This is a genomic window from Serratia sp. D1N4, from assembly GCF_054552755.1.
Genome location: NZ_CM137274.1, coordinates 3414675 through 3438345, shown reverse-complemented (window position 1 = coordinate 3438345; position 23671 = coordinate 3414675). Strand labels below are relative to the sequence as shown.

Here is a 23671-nt window from a genome sequence, read left to right as displayed (position 1 = left end):
GTGTAAGAATGAAAGGTATTGTTTTAGCAGGTGGCTCGGGCACACGTCTTTACCCCATAACTCGTGGTGTCTCAAAGCAGCTGTTGCCAATTTATGACAAGCCGATGGTTTACTATTCGCTTTCGGTACTCATGTTGGCAGGGATCCGCGATATTTTGATTATTTCCACGCCGGAAGACATTCCATCATTCAAGCGCTTGCTTGGCGACGGTAGCCGTTTTGGTATTTCCTTGAGCTACGAGATCCAACCAAGCCCAGATGGTTTGGCGCAGGCTTTCCTGATTGGCGAAGAGTTTATCAACGGTGACAGTTGTGCTCTGGTGTTGGGGGACAACATCTTCTTTGGTCAAAGCTTTGCTAAAAAGCTTGAGTCGGTAGTAGAGCGTAATCAGGGCGCTACAGTGTTTGGTTACCAGGTGATGGATCCTGAACGCTTTGGTGTGGTGGAGTTTGATGACAACTTCCGCGCACTTTCTTTGGAAGAGAAGCCTGCTGTTCCTAAATCAAACTGGGCGGTGACTGGGCTCTATTTTTATGACCAAGACGTTGTAGAGATGGCCAAGCTGGTTAAACCTTCTGCTCGTGGCGAATTAGAAATCACCACGCTGAACCAGATGTATCTGGACAAAGGTACGCTCAATGTTGAACTGCTCGGCAGGGGCTTTGCGTGGCTGGATACCGGTACTCACGACAGCCTGATTGAGGCTTCTCAATTTATTCATACCATTGAGAAACGCCAAGGGTTCAAAGTTGCCTGCCTGGAGGAGATTGCCTACCGCAAAGGGTGGCTGACTCGTGAGCAGGTAATGGCAGAAGCTAAATTGCTTAGTAAGACCCTCTACGGGCAATACTTGGCGCAATTGATCGTGGAGAGATAAAATGCAAGTCGCAAATACTAAAATTGATGGCGTGAAGATTATTCAGCCAAAAGTCTTCGGGGATGCCCGTGGTTTTTTCCTGGAAACGTTTGAAAAGAAACGTTATCAGGAAATGTTGGATATTGGTCTGGATTTTGTACAGGATAACCATTCGCGCTCCTCACGCGGTGTGCTGCGTGGCTTGCACTTTCAAAAGGTCAATCCTCAGGGGAAACTGGTGCGTGTCGTTCGTGGCGAGGTGTTTGATGTCGCTGTGGATATCCGCCCAGATTCCCCAACCTATGGCGCTTGGGAAGGCGTGATTCTTTCCGAAGAGAACAAAGCGCAGTTCTGGCTCCCTCCTGGCTTGGCACACGGTTTTGTTGTGCTTTCTGACGTTGCCGATTTCGAATATAAATGCACCGATTATTATAATCCGGTGCATGAAGGGTGTTTGCTGTGGAACGATCCTGCTGTTGGAATCGAATGGCCAATAGAAAACCCGTTGCTGTCTGAGAAAGATAAACTCGGCAAGTTGTTCAAGGAGTTAGGTCAATGAAAGTATTACTGACGGGCTCAAAAGGGCAATTGGGTAACTGTTTTTGCGATCGTTTGCCAACCGGTTGGGATGTTCTGGCGACTGACTACGACGTGCTTGATATCACCGATCTGGCGAAAGTGAAACAGGCGGTGGCAGATTACCGGCCTGATTTTATTGTTAATGCTGCTGCTTATACTGCGGTGGATAAGGCAGAGTCTGATCAGCAAATTGCGGCCCTGATTAATGAGATCGGCCCGAAAAACCTGGCATTGGCAGCAAATGAAATTGGTGCACGCCTGGTACATGTGTCTACCGACTATGTCTTTGATGGTGAGGCAAACACGCCATATCTTGAGACGGCGGCAACTAATCCGTTGGGTGTTTATGGTAAAACCAAGTTGGATGGTGAAATCGCCGTCAGCCAAATCCAGCCTGATGCCCTGATTATCCGTACTGCCTGGGTTTTCAGTGAATATGGCAACAACTTTGTGAAGACCATGCTGCGCCTTGGCAAAGAGCGTGATGCTCTGAGCGTGGTTGCCGATCAGTTTGGTTGCCCAACCTATGCGGGTGATATTGCTCAAGCCATTATTGATCTGTTAACAAAGAATGCTAAAGGTGGAGTTTATCATTTCTGTGGTGATAACCAGGTGGCATGGAATGAGTTTGCTGAGGCAATTTTCGCTTCGGCAGTAAAGCAAAAAGGCCTTAGCAAGGCACCGGTGGTGACCGCGATAACGACAGAACAATATCCAACCCCCGCCAGAAGACCAAAATATTCGGTACTCAATTGCGAGAAAATTCAGCAGCAGGGTATTTCTTTATCTTGCTGGATAGACAGAGTTGATGATGTTGTGGCAGCAGTAAATCTAAAGGCATAAAACACTTCTGTAAAACAGTGGGTTATGGTAATTAGCATGGGCATAGTAGGGGACTACTATGCCCATGTTATTTATAGCGCTATTATTTGAGAATGCTCAATACTTGGTACCTGAACGGCGAGCTTGCATGGTGTGAGTAAAACAATGCAATAAGCGGCTTACCTTAGAATAGACAACGAATCCCCATTTTTAGCGCCAGGAGCGCAAGCAAGGAGTTCGCATGGCAATTTTAGTCACCGGCGGTGCCGGCTATATTGGTTCCCACACTGTTCTGGCGCTGCTGGAACGGGGTGAGGACGTGGTGGTGTTAGACAATCTCTCCAACGCGTCTGAAGAGTCACTGCAGCGTGTTGAACAGCTAGCAGGTAAAGCAGCGATCTTTTATCAGGGCGACGTGCAGGATGCCGAATGTTTGAACCGCATTTTTGATGGCCACAACATCTCTGCGGTGATCCACTTCGCAGGGCTGAAAGCGGTAGGGGAGTCTACCCGCAAGCCGTTGGAGTACTACCAGAATAATGTCTCCGGCACTTTGGTCTTATTGGATGAAATGCGCAGTGCCGGTGTGCACCAATTTATCTTCAGTTCTTCCGCTACGGTATATGGTGCCAACTCACCTGTGCCTTATGTTGAAACCACGCCAATTGGCGGCACAACCAGCCCATATGGCACCTCTAAGCTCATGGTTGAGCAGATCCTGCAAGATTTCGCCAAGGCAGAGCCACAGTTTTCTATTATCGCCTTGCGTTACTTCAACCCGGTTGGTGCTCATGAGTCAGGGTTGATTGGTGAGGATCCTAATGGCATCCCGAATAACCTTTTGCCATACATTGCTCAGGTGGCGATCGGCAAACTAGAAAAACTGGGGGTCTTTGGCGGTGATTATGCAACCAAAGATGGCACCGGTGTGCGTGATTATATCCATGTCATGGATCTGGCAGAAGGCCACCTGGTGGCGATGAATCATCTGCGAAAAATTTCTGGTTTTAAAGCGTATAACCTTGGCGCGGGTGTTGGATATTCTGTTCTAGAGATGGTACATGCCTTCGAGAAGGCCTCTGGGGTGAAAATTCCCTATCAGGTGCTGCCACGCCGGGATGGTGATCTCCCAGCCTTCTGGGCTGATGCCAAGTTGGCCAAGCAGGAACTGGGTTGGGAAGTGAAGCGGGGTATTGATGCCATGATGCGTGACACCTGGAACTGGCAGAAGAAAAACCCACAGGGCTACCGCTGAGCTCGGCGTTTATCAGTTCTGTTGTAACCGAGTGGCGAACTCATATTGTTAACGAAAATCTGCTGCCATATGCTGTCCCCTTGGCTCATTTTCAGAAGGGATGACAACCGAAAATTGCTTCAGTTAATACCCGCAATGTGAGTTTGCCGTTTGGTTACGATGATTTTAGCTGGAATAGAAAGTGTAGCAGCGAGTTTTTAACGTGTTACCAACCTATTTTGCCAAGAGTAAAACGCGGCTAGATTGGGTTATTATTCTCGAGTAGTGGGGGGAGTCATAAGTGTGCTATTAGTGGCTGATGTATTCATTTTACTACGTTTAATCCATGCCATGGATGGTTTTTCTACAAATAAATGTATGAGGAGCGCTGCTATATAAGCGCAAAACGTTGCTGTTGCAATGGCAGAATAGGGGCCTAATCCAGAGTCAACAAGAATATACATAATTGTGTAACCGAATAAAGCATGGACTACATAAAGCGGATAGCTAATGTTAGAAAAGTGCGAAAGGATAGGGTTCTCTTTGATTTTATCACGCAAGACAAAGCAGATATAAAATACTGTTATGCTGAGAATGTATCCAACAGCCCACTGTATTATGTACTCCGCATAGTTAGCCACACCAAACCAAAGTAACAGGATCAAGGTAACCACTGTTGTCTGTATTATCAGCGATTCTTTTATAGATATTTTTTGGTTGATTAGGGAATAGTAAGATGTTCCTAATAGAAGAAGTAGACTTGAGGCGGTCTGGACTCCAATCAAATATCCTTGAGTTTTAAATACGACTGCTGATATTCCTGCTATCACCAACGAAGTAGCAATATACTTTTTCGCATCAAAATTTATTATGCGCATCCCAAATACACACATTACCAAGTAGAAATAAATCTCAACTTCCAGTGTCCAACTTATGCCATCAATGCGAGTAACATTAAGGGGCCCTCGTGTGATTACGCCAAAATGGGCAACTATGTCTCCTAAAGAGAATTTGAAAGGAACTGAAGCGTAAAATGAAAGTCCATATAAGGATAGCATAGTGATGCTAAATCCGACTATGTACACTGGATAGATTCGGATAGCTCGGCGATACAAAAAACCTGTTTTACTATCGCTTCTCAATGAGAACGGAATAACCAGCCCACTTACGATGAAGAAAACACCAACGCCAAACTGACCTAAAAAAATACAGAATTCTGAGAGTAGCGATAGTGGGAAATCTAATTCAGGGAAGTGTGATAGCGCAGGTACCCCCATCAATGACGAAATCGCAGGATGCATAACCCAAAAAATACCAGCATAGTGAGAGATAAGCACAGTAATTGCACCTACCCCTCTAAGTATGTTGGCAAAAACTATTCTTTCACCAGCCATAAGAATGTCCAATAATGTTAACTAGGCATGTCAATATTATCCTACGCAGTCACAGAGTGAATCTGCAATAAGAAAAGTAAGCACCCATATTACTGTAGGTTCAGCTATATTCAAAACAAGGGGTATGCTTCTACTTAGGTTATTTTTTTTGGGTATGGGCTAGCTAACTGATTTATGGCCAACCAGTGTTAATATTCTCCCACTTGTAGATAATTAACTCTATTTTACAAACATGTATAGCGTTGGGCCAACTCTGATAACGATGTATGTATATCAAAGTTGAAATTATCTCTGGTACCAATGGGGCACAGAAAAGGAGTGGCCTCGTTGTTTACCATTGCGGAAATGACTTAGCGAAATCTGGGTTAAAAGGACCCTCTTTGATTTCAAGCATTAAAGCTTTATCTGATATACACTCTACGCTGTGAATATCATTTGGAGAAAATTCGACGAGCCCGCTATAATCTTCAGGGCCTGCAAAGAACTCATCTATAACTTCCCCCGTTTTACTATAAATGCATACTTTAATACGCCCTTCGGTTACGCTAAACATCTCCCACTGATGAGAAAGTTCATGAAAGTGAGGCTCAACGTAACTCCCCTTCACCAAAGCGATCAGCAACCGTTGAACCTTGTCCTGATGAGAGTTGTGTAATTGATGATGAGAGCGTTTCCTTTCTGAAAGAGAAGCTTGCTTATAGAGGTCATTAATAAAATCTTTATCAACTAATCGCATATAAGTGATGCCTTTAATTGGGCGAGTTTATTCATATAATACGTATTTAACAAGGCCATCTATGGTCTGTATCAATCTTTTACCAAGTAAACAGGAGAGCTGTACTCTATTTAATTAGCGTATTGAAACAGATATACCAAAGTATAGGTTCTGTTGAAATACATAAAAAAGTTGTCTGTACTTTCATCTTTCAGTTTTGACTAATTGGTACTATGACAACTATTTTGCTCTTCTAGGCGCGTAGTAATAAGCTGTGCAGCAGAGTTAACTGAAAACTGATCGATAAGTAATTTTTTGGCATTAATGCCCATTGTGTTACGTAACAACTTATCAAAGTAAAGCTTCTCGGCGGATGAAAATAATTTTTCGTCTTCCCCATTCACATGTATAAAACCCGCACCATAAGTATTCACAAGTTCTTGCAAATCATTCCCTTCATTTATACTTCCAAGAATAGGTAATGACTCCACCATATAGCCTAACAACTTCCCAGGGAAATTGTGTGTCGTATGCTGCGCAGATAGGGAGAATAGACCAATATCAGTTTCTGCTAGAATAGATTTAAACTCACCCTGTTTAACTGCCGGTAAATATGAGTAATTACTTAACCCCCACTGAGTTGCCAATGAGTTAATCAACGTAACCTCATCCCCTTGGCCAATAAATAGGAAGTGAGCATCTTTATGGATCTGCATGTTTCTTGCTAAACGCATCAGGTTAGTCATATCCTGTGCATGGCCAATATTACCACCGTAGAAAAAAATAACTTTACTTTCGAGGTTCAAGCGCTTTCTAATAGAAGTAAATTCAGTGTTTTCACAAGATACATTAAGAACATTTGTCCAGTTGCGTAAAACTTCACACGGATAATGCTGATTTTGAGTACTGAATAATTCTAGATTTTTTTCTGACATGAGGCCAATTTGATTGGCCTGTTTATACGAAATGTGTTCGAAGCATCTAAAGTATTTTTCAATCAGACTGCCATCTTTCACTATTCCTGCATCTATAACCCACTGAGGGAACAGATCGCGTAGTACCAAGTAACTTGGACAGCGGCACCGTTCCTTAATTTTTCTAACAAGCGCGCCCCAAAAAATAGAAGGGGAGTAATAAATTACCCCATCGAACGAGTCATGCTTAACATAAGGCTTAATGGCTCTCCATGCCCTAAATGACAATAATGTTTCATTTATTACGCGCTGGAACTTACTGACATTTTTAATTGGCCCACTTTTAAAACGCCATACTGTCACTTCACCAATTTTACAGATAACTAAATTTTCACTCTGTTCACTACAAGGTGTAATTACAGTCACGCTGTGTCCGTTAGAACTCAGCTCAATTGCTAACTCATGAAACATTTTTGCTCCAACTCGAGTGCTGTTGGGCCAATAATCATCAATAACCAAGGCAAGTTTCATTTAATACTGTTTCCAAACCACTCGCTTAACATAGTCAGTGTAAGAGTGAACGATCCTGACCACTTTGTCTGAAACATTAGGCATACTATAATCGTAAACTTGGCGTAATAAACGCTCCTCGCCGCGTGGTTGTGTCGCTAAGATGGAAAGTGCTTGTAGTACTCGTTCAATCTCCAACCCAACCATCATCACAGATGCCTCCTCAAAGCCTTCAGGTCTTTCATGAGCTTCACGAATATTGAGCGCAGGGAAGTTCATAATTGAAGACTCTTCCGTAATAGTTCCGCTATCTGAGAGTACTGCCCGAGCATGCTTTTGTAACTGGTTGTAGTCATGAAAACCCAATGGCTTCAGTAACTGAATATTGGGATGGAATGAGATTCCTTGTTCATCAATTCGATTACGGGTACGCGGGTGGGTTGATACGATAACTGGCAAATTATATTTTTCAGCAATCGTATTTAATATTCCTGCTAATTTCGCTAATTGTTTTGGTGAGTCGACGTTTTCTTCGCGGTGAGCACTGACAACGAAAAAGTCATTAGGCTTGAGGTTTAATCGCTCAAGCACATCAGAGCTATCTATTTGCGGCATGTAGTGAGTCAACACCTCAAACATTGGGCTACCTGTTTTAATCACACGGTCAGGTGGTAAACCCTCTGCCAATAAATAGTCACGAGCAATATCGCTGTATGTCAAATTAATATCTGCTGTATGATCAACGATACGACGATTTATCTCTTCTGGCACACGCATATCAAAACAGCGATTACCTGCTTCCATATGGAAAATAGGAATTTTTCGACGCTTAGCGGGTAAAGCAGAAATACAAGAGTTAGTATCACCAAGTAACACAATCGCTTCAGGCTCTACGGACTCTAGTATTTCATCAACCTTAATAATTATCTGGCCTATCGTTGCTGCCGCACTTTTACCGGCTGCATTTAGAAAATAGTCAGGCTTACGAACACCGAGATCATTAAAGAACACTTCATTTAGTTCATAGTCGTAGTTTTGCCCGGTATGAACTAATATATGTTCACAATGCATATCTAATTTGGCAAGAACACGAGATAAACGAATTATCTCGGGGCGAGTACCTACGATTGACATCACTTTTAATTTTTTCATTTTAACGGTCTCGATATTGTATCTGGCTGTTCACGATCAAAGGTTTCGTTAGCCCAAAGCATAACAATTAACTCATCATTACCAATGTTTGTAACATCGTGACTCCACCCTGGAACGGTTTCGACAATCTGATAAGAGTCGGATGATACGGTTAACTCATATTTTTCATGTGTAACAATATGTTCAAACTTAAAACTAGCATGGCCCTTTATGACCAAAAATTTTTCATTCTTGGTATGGTGATAATGTCCGCCACGAGTAATACCGGGATGCGCAGTGAAAAATGAGAACTGCCCAGACGATTTAGTCTTTAGCATCTCACAAAAAACACCACGCGTATCTGCATAGAAAGGAACTGTATAGCTAAATTGCTCAGGTTTAAAATAACTTAACCACGTAGAATATAGCGCTCGAGTAAAGCCGGTTCCTACTTCTTCTGTAACAAGCGTTTCACGGCTATCTCTAAATGTATAAAGAAGATTAGCAACTTCACCTACGGTCACAGAGTATTCAGGTAATACTTGCAGATAGCCACGAACTCTCTTTTTCTGGACAATTGATAACATCTCATTACAAATGTCATCAATATAAATCAACGTAACGTTTGCTGATGGATCATTAATATTTATATCGATGCTGTTAGCAATATTATGACAAAAAGTAGCAACGAATGAGTTGTAATTAGGTCTGCACCATTTTCCAAAGACGTTAGGGAATCGATAAATGAAATAATCGGCTCCAGTCTCTGTACCATAATTTTCGATATATCTCTCAGCAGATGCTTTGCTTATTCCATAGGCATTTTCTTTTATCGCTTGGGTTGAGGAGCTAAGCATAATAGGAGTGCGCTTTTTTTTCTGTTCAAGAGTCTTTACGATCTTATGAGTTAAATCAGCATTCCCTTCAGCGAATTCTTCAATATTTTCAGGACGATTTATGCCAGCGAGATGAAAAACAAAGTCGGCTTCCTGCAAACCGGATATCAACTCTGCCTCTGAAGAGTTTCTATCAATTTGGATAAGATCACTAAAGCCGGCTTCTTGAAGCCGTATACACAAGTTGCGTCCAATGAAGCCTTTAGCACCTGTCACTAGAATCTTCATATTATTCATCGAGTTCATACTCCTTACCGGCGGCTATTGCTCGAATAAATGGTAGTTTTAGTAAGAGCGTTTTCATAGACTCAACATTCAGGCGCTCGGTGTTATGAGAGTTATAATCTTCAACTTCAGTAATACGTTTATCACCCTGTTCTACATATTTCCCATAGTTGAGATCTCTCAGATCTGGAGGCACGCGAAAATATTCGCCCATATCCTCAGCTGCGACCATTTCTTCACGACTTAACAATGCTTCATATAATTTTTCGCCATGGCGAGTACCAATTATATTGATCTGATGGTCTGGAACATTAAGCAACTGCTTTAATGCAATACCAAGAGTCTCAATAGTTGCAGCGGGTGCCTTCTGGACGAAAATATCGCCGTTATCGCCGTGTTTGAAAGCATAAAGTACCAGATCCACTGCATCGTCAAGCGTCATCATAAAGCGAGTCATATTAGGATCGGTGATAGTCAACGGCTGACCCGCTTTAATCAGATCGACAAATAAAGGTATTACAGAACCGCGTGATGCCATGACATTGCCATATCGAGTAGCACAAATCACCGTTTTATCTTTATTAACGTTTCTCGATTTTGCAACAATGACTTTTTCCATCATTGCTTTTGAGATCCCCATTGCGTTGATAGGGTAAACTGCTTTATCAGTACTCAAGCAAACAATACGTTTAACTTCATTAGAAACGGCTGCCTCAAGCACATTTTCAGTACCGAGCACATTTGTTTTCACTGCTTCCATCGGGTGGAACTCACATGATGGAACTTGTTTTAGCGCGGCAGCGTGATAGATAAAGTCGACTCGACGTGACGCATTGAGAATACTAGAATAATCACGAACATCGCCAATATAAAATTTTAACTTTGGATTGTTATATTTTTTTCGCATATCATCTTGTTTTTTCTCATCGCGGCTGAATATACGGATCTCACCGATATCAGTATCAAGAAAACGTCGTAATACTGCATTGCCGAAAGAACCAGTGCCACCAGTAATAAGAAGAGTTTTATTTTTAAACATAATTAACCTTTATATGGATAAACAATTTTATATTTTAAAACAGTCAGCAATTGTTTGTAATGAGGTACCATGAGAAATGGATTGTAAAAAGTCACTACAAGTATTTAGATAACAGATAAATATAATAAAGTCGGACTATTGTGGGGTATTTATGACTTGGAGGAATGTCCATGACCTTCATTGATATGGCCTGCAATGGAACTGGTATTTCTGATACAACAAAAATACTAAAAATTGGTATTAACATCATTCCCTGAGCATTAAAAAACTTGCGTCAAAGCAAATGCCGCATCCGCCTATAGCCTTTCTGATTTATCACTTATCTGCGAGCCTGATGAACAGAAGAACTTCACGGGCAATAAGGTTGCGTAATTTACTTACTCCACTTAATAAAATAAGAAAAATCTTAAATTAAGAATAGATCTTGTGAAAGAGGGAGATTTGTCAAGCCACCATAAAATTTAAACACGCTACCGCCCTTGGCGTTAAGCAACCAAAGTACTTAATAATTTCTATACGGCATTGGTCAATTTAGTTGACACGCCGATTGTCGAGTTTACGCTTCTACTGGAAGTGTACCAAACAGGTATCATAACATCCCCTAAAGCTTTTTCCAGCAAAAAACACTGATGAATTTCTGGTTTCAGAATGCCTAGGTTAAGGTTGTATATAGTGGTTAATTTTAATGCGGCCGTAGTTCTTCGAGAAGTACTTATTCGGTAATACATTTCTTATAATATGACACTCGATTACTCAATATTCATGGTTGCACAAAATTATCGCATTGAATTTTAATGTTTTTGTACTACATAGGAGAAGGATTGAGGTTCACTTGATATAACCCCGACTTAAAAAATCTTCAAATGATGTTACTACTATCTCGTCAATATCACCTGTTTAAGTGCGGCCATATCCATAGGTTGTTGAGTTTGCGCACCTCGAAGTAAACGATGGTATAACGAGATATTTTTGTTGACAAGTTTGCAAAAAAATTACATGTTTTTTTCCATAAATTCAACCACTCGTTCTCCAACGGCATGACAAGATTTATTATCTAGTAACCATTCCCGCCCGCGTGCAGATTTTCTTGATAGATCCTCTTGGCTGGCTGAGCAAATCTCTTTGAGCGCATTTGCAATACTTTCAACCGAGAAATCTTCAATCACATTTAGGTAATCGAAATATTCATCAGGAATTCCCGCAAGCCGAGTCGTCAACACCGGGATTCCTGCAGCTATATATTCAATTAACTTTGAGGGAAATGAATAGCGCGTGTATTTTTCAGCAGGGTCCCTCGTTAATGCAAGAAATGCAGCTTGTGATTGTAATTGTGCTACCTTGTCTGGTGATAAGAAACCGAGGTATTTGACCGATGGATGTTGCGAACTAACAGAGGCGAGATAATCTTCCAGATCCCCGCGCCCACAAAGCAGGAGTTCATAATCTATACCTGAACGAATGAACCCCTCAACAAGCTCTAGCACACCGTAGGCTTGGTTGATACCACCGGCATAAAAGATGAACGGCTTCGCAACTGTCGACTCGTTCCTTACAACAGGTGTTGTTTCAGCAATGCCTTCAAGAACAATATAAGGCTTATGCCGCCAAGCGTTTGTGTCTTCGATCATCGGTTTGCTGATCACTAACAACCCAGCGGCGGCAGACAGTAATTTATCGAGTAAAGCAACATCAAGTTTTTTCAAGCCACGCAGTAGCCATGAGCGTTTTAACGAGACATCCATATAGGAGGGCAAATCTGGAATGTAAACGTAATATGGTTTTCTCGTCAGCTTTGAATATAAAAACGTTGCCAGTAAATTAGGAGAGTGAGCTGCATACACACAAATTGCATCTGCTTCTCGGCCCATTGTTAGGAGACCAAAGAAAGAACCAATGAAGCGAGAAGCCATTTTAATAACTGGCAGGTTAAGCAACGGAAGTACCTTGCCAACTGTATGCCCGTCAATTTCGATAGTAGCGGCCGGAAACCATATTCTCTTTATACGTGGGAATGTTGACACCGCGATACTTGCTACTGTCTTCACTTGAACATCTGCAGAGCGAAGTGATTCTAGAAAGCGCTTTTCCAGCTTATAAGCAGCTACTTGAGGAAAAGCATCACCCTTGGAATAGCTCTCAAAATATTGGTCTCCTACATGGAAACCAAGCAAAATCAGATTTTGCACTATTTTACTCCTGTAATTACAACCAGAAGGGCAGGACTTAGACCCTTACTGAAAATGCACGTCTGATTAACTATTTTTAGAGAACAGCCCGCATAGCTTCACGAATAAGGCATAGCCCCATAGCATCAATATTGTCCAGAATACGCCATGATCGTAAAAGATAGGCCCTTCCCCTGGCAACTGAGATAGGTGATACCCTACGATGCCACCTGTTATCGCTAGCGCCCCTATAGCCGCATTGGCTGTCATAGGCAAGGTGGCAAAAAGACCAAGTACGATCGAGGCGCAAATCAGCCCCACAAACGCTAGTGGCCAACCACCGAGAGCGTATGCGCTAATATGCACTGCTGCAGGTGCCGTCCCACGGCCATTAAATTGATCGTTAAACATCTCGCTGTAGATGAAGTAGCTTGGGCGACATTTCTGGCCGATCTTAGCCTGTGCCATGAGTCCACCACAGACTTGGCCTTTGTTGGTGAAAATTTCATAGTAGTAAGGGTAATTGATCGCCATACGATTAACAGCATGGAATAGCATCATTGGGATGTGTTCACCAATCGCACCACTTAGTCTGATAATCTGTGTTCCGGTCTCTACGCTTTGGGAGGGTTCATCGACTGCAACCGAGACTTGGTCCCCAAGATTGATGGTGGACTGAACGCTAGTAATATTCGATGGCGCAATTCGGTACACGAATGCAGAAATCAGAAAATAGACTAGAATCAGAAAAGCCATACCAATAATAGTTTTAATAACCGGACGTTGATGTGTATAAACGAAGATCACCATGACTAATCCAGCATAGAAGATGATGATTGGCCATTTCATGTTTAACGAAATCAACAGTAAGGAAATCAAAATTACATTGATGAAAGTTACGGAGCCCCACCAACGCCCACCTTCCCTGACAAACTTCACTGCAGAAAATATAGACAAGAAATGCAGGTTGGACATCAGGATAACGGTACTAAAAAAGCCCACTCTCTCACGAATCTGAAAACGTGCCTCGACCGAAGAGTTGAAGTCACTTCCTTCCAAGAACAGCTTGAATGCACCCGCATGCCACAATGCGTAAGAAACCCACGCATAACATGCTACAAAAAGAACGAGGTATGACGTGCGACTGAACTCTGGGAAGAAACTAGCAACCTTTTCCATCGGCCTCTGAGCAAACCGACGGACTACCCAAACCGTTACCGGCGTTACTACGAATGGGGATAACAGCAGTAACCAATATCCAGCAGAAAACAAGGTATCGAATGCAAAAATCCTAGAGGTATACATTGCCATGTCGAGATATGGTCGAGCAGCAGGGAGTAGGTACACCAAATTACCGAGGACTACTGTAAAAAAGTATGCCATCAAAAAAACCACTGGAGCAAGGTTGCTAGATAACCAACTCCGAAAACTGTTAAAATCCAACATCCCAAAAAACCTCAATTTTTCCTAACAAGCCAGGTACGCCTTCGCGGCAGTTTATTTGCATGAGCGCCACATCACTCTAATCTTGCTTTAGTGAAATCACTCCAGGCTACACTTTTCCATAGAACCACTAGCGACAAGGCAACAAACATCAGAGTCCACATCAGTACCCCGACCCACCACTCAATGGTAACTGGTAAACTGAGCACTGCTAAGTGCAACAGATATCCCACAAGCATTGCAAATAATGACACAACGAATGGCTTTGCAATGCCTTTGTAGAAGTTGACTTTCCTAAATACAGTCAAACTGACGAGAACAAAATAGGTTAGTTGTCCCAACAGCACACCAATCACAGCACCGTACAACCCCAACAACAAGCCACCAAGGTAAGACAGCACTACAGACATCACCGCACAGAACAACGACAAGTAAGCCAGAGGTTTCATTTTCCTATGAACTTCAAGGCGTTTCTGAACATACACGGCAGCGCAATTGAGAAACACACCGATAAATGCGATCAACAAAACACCAGGTGGAGTAGAAATAGGTTTATTTGTAAATATCTCAAATACCTGAAACCCCACAAACACAATTAATGTCCAAAGAAGCATGAATACAGTTATCAGGAAGCCCATTGAACTTTGAATGAGCTTACCATCAAAAACACCCTCTCTAAATCGTTTAATGACTAGCGGATGAACTAGCATCAATAAAGGCATACTCAACAGACCACCAGCTCCAACAAAAAGATCCTTCAACGATAAGTACGAGTCACCACTGGGAATGTCGAGGTAGCTGATTGAAAAACGATCGGCACCCGCCATCACCAACATCCCAAACATCCAGGGTGCTAGTGCAGCACCATAATTGTAAATGGACTTCACATCAGACTTGAATGTACTCAGAAATGGCATGTTGATACCCAGTCGCCAAACGACAGACGCCAGCATAATCGTCGCGGCAGTCGCATAACCTGCACCCAGCGCGACCATTGCGTCACCGTAGGTAACACCAGCTTCGGAAAATAACAAAAAGATCAAGCCGACTTGAATGATAGCCTGCATAACTACTGCAACTAATTGCTGGCGAACTAGAAAACCTGCCTGACAGACTGAAGACATGAAAAAGAAGTAAATCTGACTAATACACAACCACCAGACATAAGTAAATGTACCTGCATCTGCGGAAAAAAACGTTGCAATAAACGCAGCAACTGTCGACGCAATAGGCGCAATTAAAGAAACTAGATATAAACTGTTCGAGAAAAATGACTTTTTGTCATCAACACCAGAGTAATAGTATATGAACGAATTACCGACCCACATCGCCCCCAACTGTGCAATGATTAACGAGCAGGCAAGGCTAACAGAATAAGCAACATACTCTCCAGATGGAAAGAATCGATACAGAAAAAAAGTAAAAAACACCGTCAATAGTGCAGGCATTAGTTTCACCGGCACATAGAGGGCAAACTTTTTCAGAAATCCATTACTACTTGTCATATATAGTCATATATTGGCGCCAACCATCTAGCTCAGTGTTCATCTGCCTACACCACAGAGTGATCACGATCAAAAAACGAGGGTTTTATAGCAGTGATTAGGATAAAGGTCAATCCTGTGCAGAGGAGGGGCTGGCTATGCCGAGTTAAGAGTAAAACCTTCGGTAAAAGAGGTTTAGATACTTTTTAGACGACACTATTTTGACCCTCTAAAAGAGAATCATCATATTGTTGTACTGTACGATAACGAGCCATGTTGATGGTTAGATTTTAGGGGCAGGCTATTTTTCAACCGTAGGAGTTAGTTACCTAATTGAGTGGAACGACCCGAATTCATGAGAAAATTGCAACATATTTAAATGGATGAAGAAATAATTATGTTACAAATGACCTATCGCACCAATCACTACCCACCGTCCTCAATCCTGAGTTAACATGTGAGCCACATCAAAAAACCTGTTGGCCGTGAGCCGTGATACAGGTGCTATCTTCAGACAGGAGTTCTTAATGTCCAAACAACAAATCGGCGTTGTCGGCATGGCGGTGATGGGCCGCAATCTGGCATTGAACATCGAAAGCCGTGGTTATACCGTTTCTATCTTTAACCGTTCAGGCGACAAAACTGACGAAGTTATTGCTGAGAATCCGGGTAAAAACCTGGTGCCGCACTACACCGTCGAAGAGTTTGTCGCATCGCTGGAAAAGCCGCGCCGCATTTTGCTGATGGTGAAAGCGGGCGAAGCGACGGACAAAACCATTGCCTCTCTGACTCCTCACCTGGAAAAAGGCGACATCCTGATCGATGGCGGTAACACCTACTATCAGGACACTATCCGTCGTAACCGTGAACTGTCTGCTCAGGGCTTTAACTTTATCGGTACCGGCGTTTCCGGTGGTGAAGAGGGGGCGCTGAAAGGGCCTTCTATCATGCCGGGTGGCCAGAAAGAAGCTTACGAACTGGTAGCACCTATCCTGAAGAAAATCGCTGCCGTAGCCGAAGGCGAGCCTTGTGTGGCCTATATCGGTGCTGACGGTGCTGGTCACTATGTGAAAATGGTGCACAACGGTATCGAATACGGCGACATGCAACTGATCGCAGAAGCTTACTCTCTGCTGAAGCAGGCGCTGAATCTGAGCAACGAACAGCTGGCAGAGACCTTTGCCGACTGGAACAAAGGCGAACTGAACAGCTACCTGATCGACATCACCAAAGACATCTTCACCAAGAAAGACGAAGAGGGTAAATACCTGGTTGATGTGATCCTGGACGAAGCAGCCAACAAAGGCACCGGCAAATGGACCAGCCAGAGTTCACTGGATCTGGGCGAACCGCTGTCGCTGATCACCGAATCGGTGTTTGCGCGCTACCTGTCTTCGCTGAAAGACCAGCGCGTTGCGGCATCTAAAGTGTTGACCGGCCCGAAAGTGGCTGCTGTCAGCGGCGATAAAGCCGAGTTCGTTGAGAAAGTGCGTCGCGCTCTGTATCTGGGCAAAATCGTTTCCTATGCGCAGGGCTTCTCTCAGCTGAAAGCCGCTTCCAAGGAAAACAACTGGGATCTGAACTACGGTGAAATCGCCAAGATCTTCCGTGCCGGTTGCATTATCCGCGCTCAGTTCCTGCAGAAGATCACCGATGCCTATGCGGAAAATGCCGATATCGCCAACCTGCTGCTGGCACCTTACTTCAAGCAGATTGCCGACGAATACCAGCAGGCGCTGCGTGATGTAGTGTCTTATGCGGTGCAGAACGGTATCCCAACGCCAACCTTCTCTGCGGCGATCGCCTACTATGACAGCTACCGCTCAGCGGTGCTGCCAGCTAACCTGATCCAGGCGCAGCGTGACTACTTTGGTGCTCACACTTACAAACGTACCGACAAAGAAGGCGTATTCCATACCGAATGGATGGAGTAATCCCGACAGTTGAACGATAAAAAAAGCCGCCGAGGTTAACGCCCGGCGGCTTTTTTATTGGGAATGTAAACACACCGATTTTAGCGCTCGCGATGAGTCACCAAAAAGAGCCCAGTAAACTCGGTCGGTTCCCTCTCCCTGTTGTGGGAGAGGGCGAGGGGGATTTGCTGGCTGAGCCCCTACTACTTCTGATGCCGTTCCCGCAGGCGGCCAATGACTTTGCTCAAGTCCAGATCCTGATCCTGCAACAATACCAGCAGGTGATAAATCAGATCGGAAGCTTCGTTGGTCAGTTCTTCGCGATCGTTCACCGTGGCGGCCAGAGCGGTTTCTACGCCTTCTTCACCGACTTTCTGCGCGATACGCTTGGTGCCGCTGGCATACAGCTTGGCGGTATACGAGCTTTCCGGGCTGGCGGTCTTGCGTGAGGCCAACAACTGCTCAAGCTGATACAGGAAGCCCCAGTCGCTGCTTGCCGGGTGGAAGCAGCTGTTGTTGCCCAAATGGCAGGTTGGGCCGATTGGGTTCGCCAGAATCAGCAGGGTATCGTTATCGCAGTCTGGCGTGATGCTCACCACGTTGAGGAAGTGGCCGGAGCTTTCGCCTTTGGTCCACAACCGCTGTTTGGTACGTGAGAAAAACGTCACTTTGCCGCTTTGCTCGGTCACCGCCAGCGCTTCCTGATTCATATAGCCGAGCATCAATACTTCGCCAGAAACGGCGTGCTGGACGATCACCGGCAGCAGATTGTCGGTTTTTACCCAATCCAGCTGATTTCTTTGTTGTTCTGTTAACACAAACGCATCTCCACGCCACGTTCCGCCAGGAACTTTTTCAGTTCGCCGATATTAATGATTTGCTTATGGAATACCGAAGCCGCCAGCGCGCCGTCAACGTCTGCGTCGCGGAAGGCTGCCAGGAAGTGTTCCATGGTGCCAGCACCGCCGGAGGCGATCAGCGGCACCTTGCACACATCACGCACTTTCCTCAGCTGTTCCAAATCATAACCGTTACGCACGCCGTCCTGGTTCATCATGTTAAGCACGATCTCCCCAGCGCCGCGCTTCTGCACTTCTTGTACCCAATCGAGGGTTTGCCACTCGGTCACTCGGGTGCGGCTTTCGTCGCCGGTATATTGGTTGACGTGATATTTGCCGGTTTCAGCTTCATACCAGGTGTCGATACCGACCACGATGCACTGCACGCCAAAGCGATCTGCCAAACGGCTGATCAGGCTTGGGTCGGCCAAGGCGGGCGAGTTGATGGAGATTTTATCTGCACCAAACGACAGAATTTGGCTGGCGTCTTCGGCGCTTTTGATGCCACCGGCCACGCAGAACGGAATATCAATCACTTCCGCCACTCGCGATACCCAGCTTTTATCCACCACGCGCCCGTCGCTGGAAGCGGTAATATCATAAAACACCAGTTCGTCAGCCCCTTCCTGCGCATAGCGCTGGGCCAGCGGGACGATATCGCCAATGATCTCGTGATTGCGGAACTGCACGCCTTTCACCACTTGCCCATCTTTCACGTCCAGGCAGGGGATTATCCGTTTTGCCAGCATGCGATTGCCTCCTCGACGCTGAATTTACCATCTAACAGGGCGCGCCCGACGATCACCCCTTCGACACCGCTGCCGCGTAATTGGGCGATATCATCCAAGTTGCCGATACCGCCAGAAGCCTGGAAGGCGATTTGCGGATAGCGTTCGCACACTTCCTGATACAGCGCCACGTTGGAACCTTTCAAGGTGCCATCGCGCGAAATATCGGTGCACAGCACGTGTTTAAGGCCGAACGGCAGGTATTGTTCCACTACCTGTTCCAGCGTGGCGTCCGAGTTTTCCTGCCAGCCGCTGATGGCCACGCGCTTGGTGCCAGCGGCATCAATGCGCACGTCCAGCGCCAGCACCATGGCATCGGCACCGTAACGCTCGAACCAACCCTGTACCATCTCCGGCTGTTTCACGGCGGTAGAACCAATCACCACGCGGGTGGCACCGGCTTCCAGCAGCGCTGCAACGTCCTGTTCATTACGAATGCCACCGCCAACCTGCACCGGCACGCTGATGCCAGCCAGCAGCTTGCGCAGCAGCGGGATCTGGCGCGCAGCCGGATCTTTAGCGCCGGTCAAATCCACCAGATGCAACACCTGTGCGCCTTGGCGCTGGTAATCTTGCAAACGCAGCAACGGGTCGTTGCCGTAGTCACGCTGCTGGCCGTAATCGCCCTGATGTAGGCGCACCACATTGCCGTCGATCAAATCCAAAGCGGGAATAATCATGCTGCCTACATCTCCAGAAAGTTTTTCAACAGTTGAGCTCCGGCCGTGCCAGATCGCTCTGGATGAAACTGCACGCCAAAGAAGTTGTCTTTTTGTACGGCGGCGGTGAATGGCTCGCCGTAGTTCGCCTGAGCGATGGTGCTTGAGCATATCGGCATCGCATAACTGTGAACAAAGTAGAAGTAAGCACCGTCCTCGATGCCACGGAACAGGTGGTTGCCCGCCTGAGAAGTCACCTGATTCCAGCCCATGTGCGGCAGTGGCAGGCCAAAGTCGTTCATCTGCTTCACCGGGGCATCAATAATGCCCAGCGCTTTGATACCGCCACTCTCTTCACTGCTTTCTGCCAGCAACTGCATGCCGAGGCAGATGCCCAGCACCGGCTGGGTGCAGGCTTTGATCAGCTCGATCAGATCGCGCTCTACCAACTGCTCCATGGCCGCCTGCGCGGTACCCACGCCGGGCAGAAACAGTTTGTCGGCGCGCAGTACGATCTCGGGGTCACGGCTGACTTCAGGCTGATAGCCCAGCCGCTGCACTGCGTAATTAACAGAAGCCAGGTTGGCGCAACCGGTGTCCAGGATCACCACGTTCATCACAGCACCCCTTTCGAGCTCGGGAGGGTGTTGCCCTCAACGCGGATCGCCTGGCGTAGCGTGCGGCCAAACACTTTGAACAGGCTCTCAACGCGGTGATGATCGTTTTTGCCCTTGGTTTTCAGGTGCAGGGTGCAAGCCATGGTGTAAGACAGCGAACGGAAGAAGTGCTCGACCATCTCGGTGCTGAGATCGCCCACGCGCTGATAGTTGAACTCGGCGCGGTATTCCAAGTGCGGGCGGCCAGAAAGGTCCATCGCGCAGCGTGCCAGGCATTCATCCATCGGCAGCACAAAGCCAAAGCGTGCGATGCCACGCTTGTCGCCCAGCGCTTTGTTCAGCGCTTCACCCAGCGCCAGCGCGGTGTCTTCCACCGTGTGGTGATCGTCAATGTACAGATCGCCATTCACCTGAATATCCATGCGGAAGCCGCCGTGGGTGGCGATCTGATCCAGCATATGGTCGAAGAAGCCAACGCCGGTCTTAATCTTGCTGCCGCCTTCGCGATCCAGCCAGACGTTAACGTCAATCTGCGTCTCTTTGGTCACGCGGTTAACGTGAGCGTGGCGATCGCGCTGGGTCAACTGCTGGGTAATGGCTTTCCAGCCCAGGGTTTCACGCTGGTACAGCAGCCCCTGAATGCCCATATTGTTGGCCAACTGGATATCGGTCTGGCGATCGCCAATCACGTAGCTGTTGGCGGCGTTCATCACACCCGGTTGCAAATAGCCTTTAACCATGGCGATTTTTGGCTTGCGGCAATCGCAGTTGTCTTCCGGCTTGTGCGGGCAGATCAGGATATCGTCGAATTTCACGCCCTGTGAACTGAGGATCTGCATCATCAGGTTGTGCGGCGGATCGAAGGTTTCCTGCGGGAAACTGGCGGTGCCGAGGCCATCCTGATTGGTGATCATCACCAGCGTAAAGCCCGCCTGCTGCAACGCTAGCAGGGAAGGGATCACATCCGGCTCCAGCGCCAGTTTATCCAAACGATCAACCTGAAAATCTTCAGGTGGCTCAGCAATCAGCGTGCCGTCGCGGTCAATAAAGAGGAATTTCTGGCTCACATAGGCTCCTTTGTGCCAAGCAGGGGTTTGAGTGCGTCAACGACGCGTTGGCATTCTTCACGTGTGCCAATGGTGATGCGCACGCAGCCGGCAAGACCAGGCTGTTTATGCTGATCGCGCAAGATAATGCCCTGATCCCACAGCGTTTTAAACACATTGCTGGCAGCGTTGCAGCGCACCAGCAGGTAGTTACTGTCGCTGGTGAATACCTGTTCAACGCAGGCGCAGTTTTGCAGCGCCTGTTGCAACCAACTGCGGTTAGCGCTGACTTCCGCTACCCGTTGGCGCATCAGGTTTAGCCCTTCGGTGCTCAGTGCCTGTGCCGCAATGTCGGCCACTGGGGTAGAGAGCGGGTAGGGCGCGATGACTTTCAGCAGCAGGGCGATCACCTCGGCATTGGCCAGGGTAAAACCGCAGCGCAGGCCAGCCAGCGCAAAGGCTTTCGACAGCGTGCGCAGAATCACCAGGTTAGGATAATCGCTCAGCCAGCCCGCGACCGAAGCCTGTGGGCAAAATTCGATATAGGCTTCGTCAACCGCGACGATCGCTTTACCGTTGGCCATCTCCAGCAGCGCACGCAGGTCGTTCGGGTCCAGCAGATTACCGGTCGGGTTGTTCGGGCTACAGGCGTAGATCAGCTTGACGTTATCCAGGCTGGCGGCAATGGCGGGCAGATCGAGCTGCCAGTCGGCTTTGGCCGCCACGGTACGGCGCTCAACGCCGAAAGTCTCGGCGCTGACGGCGTACATGCCGTAAGTCGGCGGGCAGAACAGAATGGCGTCTTTGCCCGGCTCACAGAAGGCACGGATCAACAGTTCGATGCCTTCATCTGCGCCACGGCTGACCAGCACCTGATCCTGATTCACCCCGGCGTAAGCGGCATAGCGCTCGATCACCAGCGCCGGTTGGCATTCCGGGTAGCGGTTAAAGGTCTGTGCGGTCAGTTGGAACTCTGGCGCGACCGGGTATTCGTTAGCATTCAGCCACACGTCACCCTTGCCCCCCAAACGGCGTGCCGACTGGTAGGGGGTCAGCTCGCGCACGTTTTTACGTGCTAATTGTTCAATGCTCATGCTTGCTCCTTCAAGGCGGCGACGCGTAGGGTCACGGCGTTTTTGTGGGCGATCAACTGTTCTGCGGCCGCCAGCGTTTCGATAGTGGCTGCCAAATTCATAAAGCCTTGCGGCGTCAGTTCCTGCACCGTCATGCGCTTTTGGAAGTCCGCCAGCCCCAGGCTGGAACAGGTGGCAGTATAGCCGTAGGTTGGCAGCACGTGGTTGGTGCCCGAAGCGTAATCACCAGCAGATTCCGGCGACCAGTCACCAAGGAACACCGAACCGGCGCTGGTAATGCTGTCTACCAGATCGCGCGCGTTGCGGGTTTGAATAATCAAATGTTCCGGGCCGTATTGATTGCTGATGGTGATACATTCGGCTAAATCCTGCGTGACGATCAACCGGCTGCTGGCCAGCGCCTGGCGGGCGGTTTCTGCGCGCGGTAACTCAGCCAACTGCTGTTCAACCGCTTTCGCCACCGCTTGCGCCATGGCGGCATCCGGCGTCAGCAGGATCACCTGTGAATCTGGCCCGTGTTCGGCTTGCGACAGCAGATCGGAGGCCACAAACGCCGGGGTTGCGCCGCTGTCGGCAATCACCAGCACTTCAGAGGGGCCAGCGGGCATATCAATCGCCGCGCCGTCCAGCCGCTGGCTGATCTGGCGTTTGGCTTCGGTCACAAAGGCGTTGCCCGGCCCGAAGATCTTAGCCACCCTCGGCACAGAATCGGTACCGAACGCCATCGCGGCAATCGCCTGCGCGCCGCCGACCTGAAACACTTCCTGCACGCCGCACAGCTTGGCGGCATAGAGGATCTCATCGGCAATCGGCGGTGGCGAGCACAGCACCACGCGGCGGCAACCGGCGATACGCGCCGGGGTCGCCAGCATCAACACCGTAGAGAACAGCGGTGCAGAACCGCCAGGAATATACAGGCCGACCGAGTCGATCGGGCGGGTGACTTGCTGGCAGCGCACGCCAGGTTGGGTTTCCACATCCACCGGCGGCAGTTTTTGCGCATTGTGGAAGGTTTCCACGTTGCCGACGGCAACGGCCATCGCCTGCTTGATTTCGTCACCCAAGCGGGCGCAGGCCTGTTCGATCTGTTCTGCGGTGACGCGTAGCGCACCCACTTCGGTTTTATCAAACTTGGCGCTGTATTCACGCAGCGCGCTGTCGCCGTTAGCCTTCACGTTATCGAGGATCTCTTGCACCGTGCGGGTGATGCTGCCTGAAGCGGAGATCGCCGGGCGCATCAGCAGTTCTGCACGCTGTGGTGCGCTGCATTCTGCCCAATTGACGATGGTATTGAAGTTCGACATGGC

The 23671-nt window shown here is 47.2% G+C and carries 22 protein-coding genes; 6 read left to right on the top strand and 16 right to left on the bottom strand.

Features of this window, described 5'->3' with window-relative positions; translation table 11 throughout:
- Window positions 1–8: 8 nt before the first annotated feature.
- From rfbA to galE, 4 genes are all read left to right on the top strand, one after another.
- Window positions 9–878, top strand: coding sequence for a glucose-1-phosphate thymidylyltransferase RfbA (gene rfbA, locus ACX1CU_RS15435; protein ID WP_459399155.1), 870 nt, complete (start codon window positions 9–11; stop codon window positions 876–878).
- 1 nt (window position 879) lies between these two features.
- Window positions 880–1416 (top strand): dTDP-4-dehydrorhamnose 3,5-epimerase, encoded by a 537-nt coding sequence (gene rfbC / locus ACX1CU_RS15430; protein ID WP_459399154.1) that lies wholly within the window; start codon window positions 880–882, stop codon window positions 1414–1416.
- Window positions 1413–2279, top strand: a complete 867-nt coding sequence (rfbD, locus tag ACX1CU_RS15425) for a dTDP-4-dehydrorhamnose reductase (RefSeq protein ID WP_459399153.1) — start codon at window positions 1413–1415, stop codon at window positions 2277–2279. Before rfbC ends, rfbD begins: the two co-directional genes overlap by 4 nt.
- A 220-nt stretch (window positions 2280–2499) precedes the next feature.
- A complete protein-coding gene (galE, locus tag ACX1CU_RS15420; protein WP_459399152.1) occupies window positions 2500–3513 on the top strand; it encodes a UDP-glucose 4-epimerase GalE in 1014 nt (337 codons plus the stop codon).
- A gap of 251 nt (window positions 3514–3764) precedes the next feature.
- On the opposite strand, the gene ACX1CU_RS15415 is transcribed toward galE, so the two are convergent.
- From ACX1CU_RS15415 to ACX1CU_RS15390, 6 genes are all read right to left on the bottom strand, one after another.
- The gene (locus tag ACX1CU_RS15415; protein WP_459399151.1) at window positions 3765–4886 is read right to left on the bottom strand and encodes an acyltransferase family protein; all 1122 of its coding nucleotides are present in this window, start codon (window positions 4884–4886) and stop codon (window positions 3765–3767) included.
- A gap of 331 nt (window positions 4887–5217) precedes the next feature.
- Window positions 5218–5622 (bottom strand): WbuC family cupin fold metalloprotein, encoded by a 405-nt coding sequence (locus ACX1CU_RS15410; protein WP_459399150.1) that lies wholly within the window; start codon window positions 5620–5622, stop codon window positions 5218–5220.
- 200 nt (window positions 5623–5822) lie between these two features.
- Entirely contained in the window at window positions 5823–7046 is a 1224-nt protein-coding gene (locus ACX1CU_RS15405; protein ID WP_459399149.1) for a glycosyltransferase family 4 protein, read from the bottom strand.
- On the bottom strand, window positions 7047–8177 hold the full coding sequence (gene wecB / locus ACX1CU_RS15400) for a non-hydrolyzing UDP-N-acetylglucosamine 2-epimerase (RefSeq protein ID WP_459399148.1): 1131 nt from the start codon (window positions 8175–8177) through the stop codon (window positions 7047–7049).
- Window positions 8174–9280, bottom strand: coding sequence for a UDP-2-acetamido-2,6-beta-L-arabino-hexul-4-ose reductase (wbjC, locus tag ACX1CU_RS15395; RefSeq protein ID WP_459402827.1), 1107 nt, complete (start codon window positions 9278–9280; stop codon window positions 8174–8176). Before wbjC ends, wecB begins: the two co-directional genes overlap by 4 nt.
- A 1-nt stretch (window position 9281) precedes the next feature.
- Window positions 9282–10316, bottom strand: coding sequence for a polysaccharide biosynthesis protein (locus ACX1CU_RS15390; protein ID WP_459399147.1), 1035 nt, complete (start codon window positions 10314–10316; stop codon window positions 9282–9284).
- A gap of 164 nt (window positions 10317–10480) precedes the next feature.
- On the opposite strand from ACX1CU_RS15390, the gene ACX1CU_RS15385 reads away from it, so the two are divergent.
- A complete protein-coding gene (locus ACX1CU_RS15385; protein WP_459399146.1) occupies window positions 10481–10573 on the top strand; it encodes an IS1-like element transposase in 93 nt (30 codons plus the stop codon).
- Window positions 10574–11308: 735 nt separating this feature from the next.
- Here ACX1CU_RS15385 and ACX1CU_RS15380 read toward each other — a convergent pair.
- The 3 genes from ACX1CU_RS15380 to ACX1CU_RS15370 form a co-directional block, all read right to left on the bottom strand.
- Window positions 11309–12502, bottom strand: coding sequence for a glycosyltransferase (locus ACX1CU_RS15380; RefSeq protein ID WP_459399145.1), 1194 nt, complete (start codon window positions 12500–12502; stop codon window positions 11309–11311).
- Between the two features lie 66 nt (window positions 12503–12568).
- Window positions 12569–13927 (bottom strand): hypothetical protein, encoded by a 1359-nt coding sequence (locus ACX1CU_RS15375; protein ID WP_459399144.1) that lies wholly within the window; start codon window positions 13925–13927, stop codon window positions 12569–12571.
- A 71-nt stretch (window positions 13928–13998) separates the two neighbouring features.
- Window positions 13999–15429: a polysaccharide biosynthesis protein gene (locus ACX1CU_RS15370; RefSeq protein WP_459399143.1), complete on the bottom strand. Its 1431-nt coding sequence runs from the start codon at window positions 15427–15429 to the stop codon at window positions 13999–14001.
- A gap of 506 nt (window positions 15430–15935) precedes the next feature.
- On the opposite strand from ACX1CU_RS15370, the gene gndA reads away from it, so the two are divergent.
- Window positions 15936–17342, top strand: coding sequence for an NADP-dependent phosphogluconate dehydrogenase (gene gndA, locus ACX1CU_RS15365; RefSeq protein WP_459399142.1), 1407 nt, complete (start codon window positions 15936–15938; stop codon window positions 17340–17342).
- Between the two features lie 182 nt (window positions 17343–17524).
- On the opposite strand, the gene hisIE is transcribed toward gndA, so the two are convergent.
- The 7 genes from hisIE to hisD are packed head-to-tail and all read right to left on the bottom strand — an operon-like array spanning window position 17525 to window position 23668.
- Entirely contained in the window at window positions 17525–18139 is a 615-nt protein-coding gene (gene hisIE / locus ACX1CU_RS15360; RefSeq protein ID WP_459399141.1) for a bifunctional phosphoribosyl-AMP cyclohydrolase/phosphoribosyl-ATP diphosphatase HisIE, read from the bottom strand.
- A complete protein-coding gene (gene hisF, locus ACX1CU_RS15355) occupies window positions 18133–18909 on the bottom strand; it encodes an imidazole glycerol phosphate synthase subunit HisF (protein WP_459399140.1) in 777 nt (258 codons plus the stop codon). The genes hisIE and hisF overlap by 7 nt, the downstream gene beginning before the upstream one ends.
- A complete protein-coding gene (gene hisA / locus ACX1CU_RS15350; RefSeq protein WP_076942336.1) occupies window positions 18891–19628 on the bottom strand; it encodes a 1-(5-phosphoribosyl)-5-[(5-phosphoribosylamino)methylideneamino]imidazole-4-carboxamide isomerase in 738 nt (245 codons plus the stop codon). Before hisA ends, hisF begins: the two co-directional genes overlap by 19 nt.
- 5 nt (window positions 19629–19633) lie before the next feature.
- Window positions 19634–20224, bottom strand: a complete 591-nt coding sequence (hisH, locus tag ACX1CU_RS15345) for an imidazole glycerol phosphate synthase subunit HisH (protein ID WP_459399139.1) — start codon at window positions 20222–20224, stop codon at window positions 19634–19636.
- Window positions 20224–21291, bottom strand: coding sequence for a bifunctional histidinol-phosphatase/imidazoleglycerol-phosphate dehydratase HisB (gene hisB / locus ACX1CU_RS15340; RefSeq protein WP_459399138.1), 1068 nt, complete (start codon window positions 21289–21291; stop codon window positions 20224–20226). Before hisB ends, hisH begins: the two co-directional genes overlap by 1 nt.
- The gene (gene hisC / locus ACX1CU_RS15335) at window positions 21288–22364 is read right to left on the bottom strand and encodes a histidinol-phosphate transaminase (RefSeq protein ID WP_459399137.1); all 1077 of its coding nucleotides are present in this window, start codon (window positions 22362–22364) and stop codon (window positions 21288–21290) included. Before hisC ends, hisB begins: the two co-directional genes overlap by 4 nt.
- Entirely contained in the window at window positions 22361–23668 is a 1308-nt protein-coding gene (gene hisD / locus ACX1CU_RS15330) for a histidinol dehydrogenase (protein ID WP_459399136.1), read from the bottom strand. Before hisD ends, hisC begins: the two co-directional genes overlap by 4 nt.
- Window positions 23669–23671: the final 3 nt, after the last annotated feature.

Bases quoted from the DNA above. Each gene is read 5' to 3' on its own strand.
- hisF (WP_459399140.1), bottom strand. From the start codon at position 18,909: ATGCTGGCAAAACGGATAATCCCCTGCCTGGACGTGAAAGATGGGCAA.
- rfbC (WP_459399154.1), top strand. From the start codon at position 880: ATGCAAGTCGCAAATACTAAAATTGATGGCGTGAAGATTATTCAGCCA.
- hisA (WP_076942336.1), bottom strand. From the start codon at position 19,628: ATGATTATTCCCGCTTTGGATTTGATCGACGGCAATGTGGTGCGCCTA.
- ACX1CU_RS15405 (WP_459399149.1), bottom strand. From the start codon at position 7,046: ATGAAACTTGCCTTGGTTATTGATGATTATTGGCCCAACAGCACTCGA.
- ACX1CU_RS15385 (WP_459399146.1), top strand. From the start codon at position 10,481: ATGTCCATGACCTTCATTGATATGGCCTGCAATGGAACTGGTATTTCT.
- rfbA (WP_459399155.1), top strand. From the start codon at position 9: ATGAAAGGTATTGTTTTAGCAGGTGGCTCGGGCACACGTCTTTACCCC.
- ACX1CU_RS15415 (WP_459399151.1), bottom strand. From the start codon at position 4,886: ATGGCTGGTGAAAGAATAGTTTTTGCCAACATACTTAGAGGGGTAGGT.
- hisD (WP_459399136.1), bottom strand. From the start codon at position 23,668: ATGTCGAACTTCAATACCATCGTCAATTGGGCAGAATGCAGCGCACCA.
- galE (WP_459399152.1), top strand. From the start codon at position 2,500: ATGGCAATTTTAGTCACCGGCGGTGCCGGCTATATTGGTTCCCACACT.
- ACX1CU_RS15390 (WP_459399147.1), bottom strand. From the start codon at position 10,316: ATGTTTAAAAATAAAACTCTTCTTATTACTGGTGGCACTGGTTCTTTC.
- ACX1CU_RS15370 (WP_459399143.1), bottom strand. From the start codon at position 15,429: ATGACAAGTAGTAATGGATTTCTGAAAAAGTTTGCCCTCTATGTGCCG.
- wecB (WP_459399148.1), bottom strand. From the start codon at position 8,177: ATGAAAAAATTAAAAGTGATGTCAATCGTAGGTACTCGCCCCGAGATA.
- ACX1CU_RS15410 (WP_459399150.1), bottom strand. From the start codon at position 5,622: ATGCGATTAGTTGATAAAGATTTTATTAATGACCTCTATAAGCAAGCT.
- rfbD (WP_459399153.1), top strand. From the start codon at position 1,413: ATGAAAGTATTACTGACGGGCTCAAAAGGGCAATTGGGTAACTGTTTT.
- hisH (WP_459399139.1), bottom strand. From the start codon at position 20,224: ATGAACGTGGTGATCCTGGACACCGGTTGCGCCAACCTGGCTTCTGTT.
- gndA (WP_459399142.1), top strand. From the start codon at position 15,936: ATGTCCAAACAACAAATCGGCGTTGTCGGCATGGCGGTGATGGGCCGC.
- ACX1CU_RS15375 (WP_459399144.1), bottom strand. From the start codon at position 13,927: ATGTTGGATTTTAACAGTTTTCGGAGTTGGTTATCTAGCAACCTTGCT.
- hisC (WP_459399137.1), bottom strand. From the start codon at position 22,364: ATGAGCATTGAACAATTAGCACGTAAAAACGTGCGCGAGCTGACCCCC.
- wbjC (WP_459402827.1), bottom strand. From the start codon at position 9,280: ATGAAGATTCTAGTGACAGGTGCTAAAGGCTTCATTGGACGCAACTTG.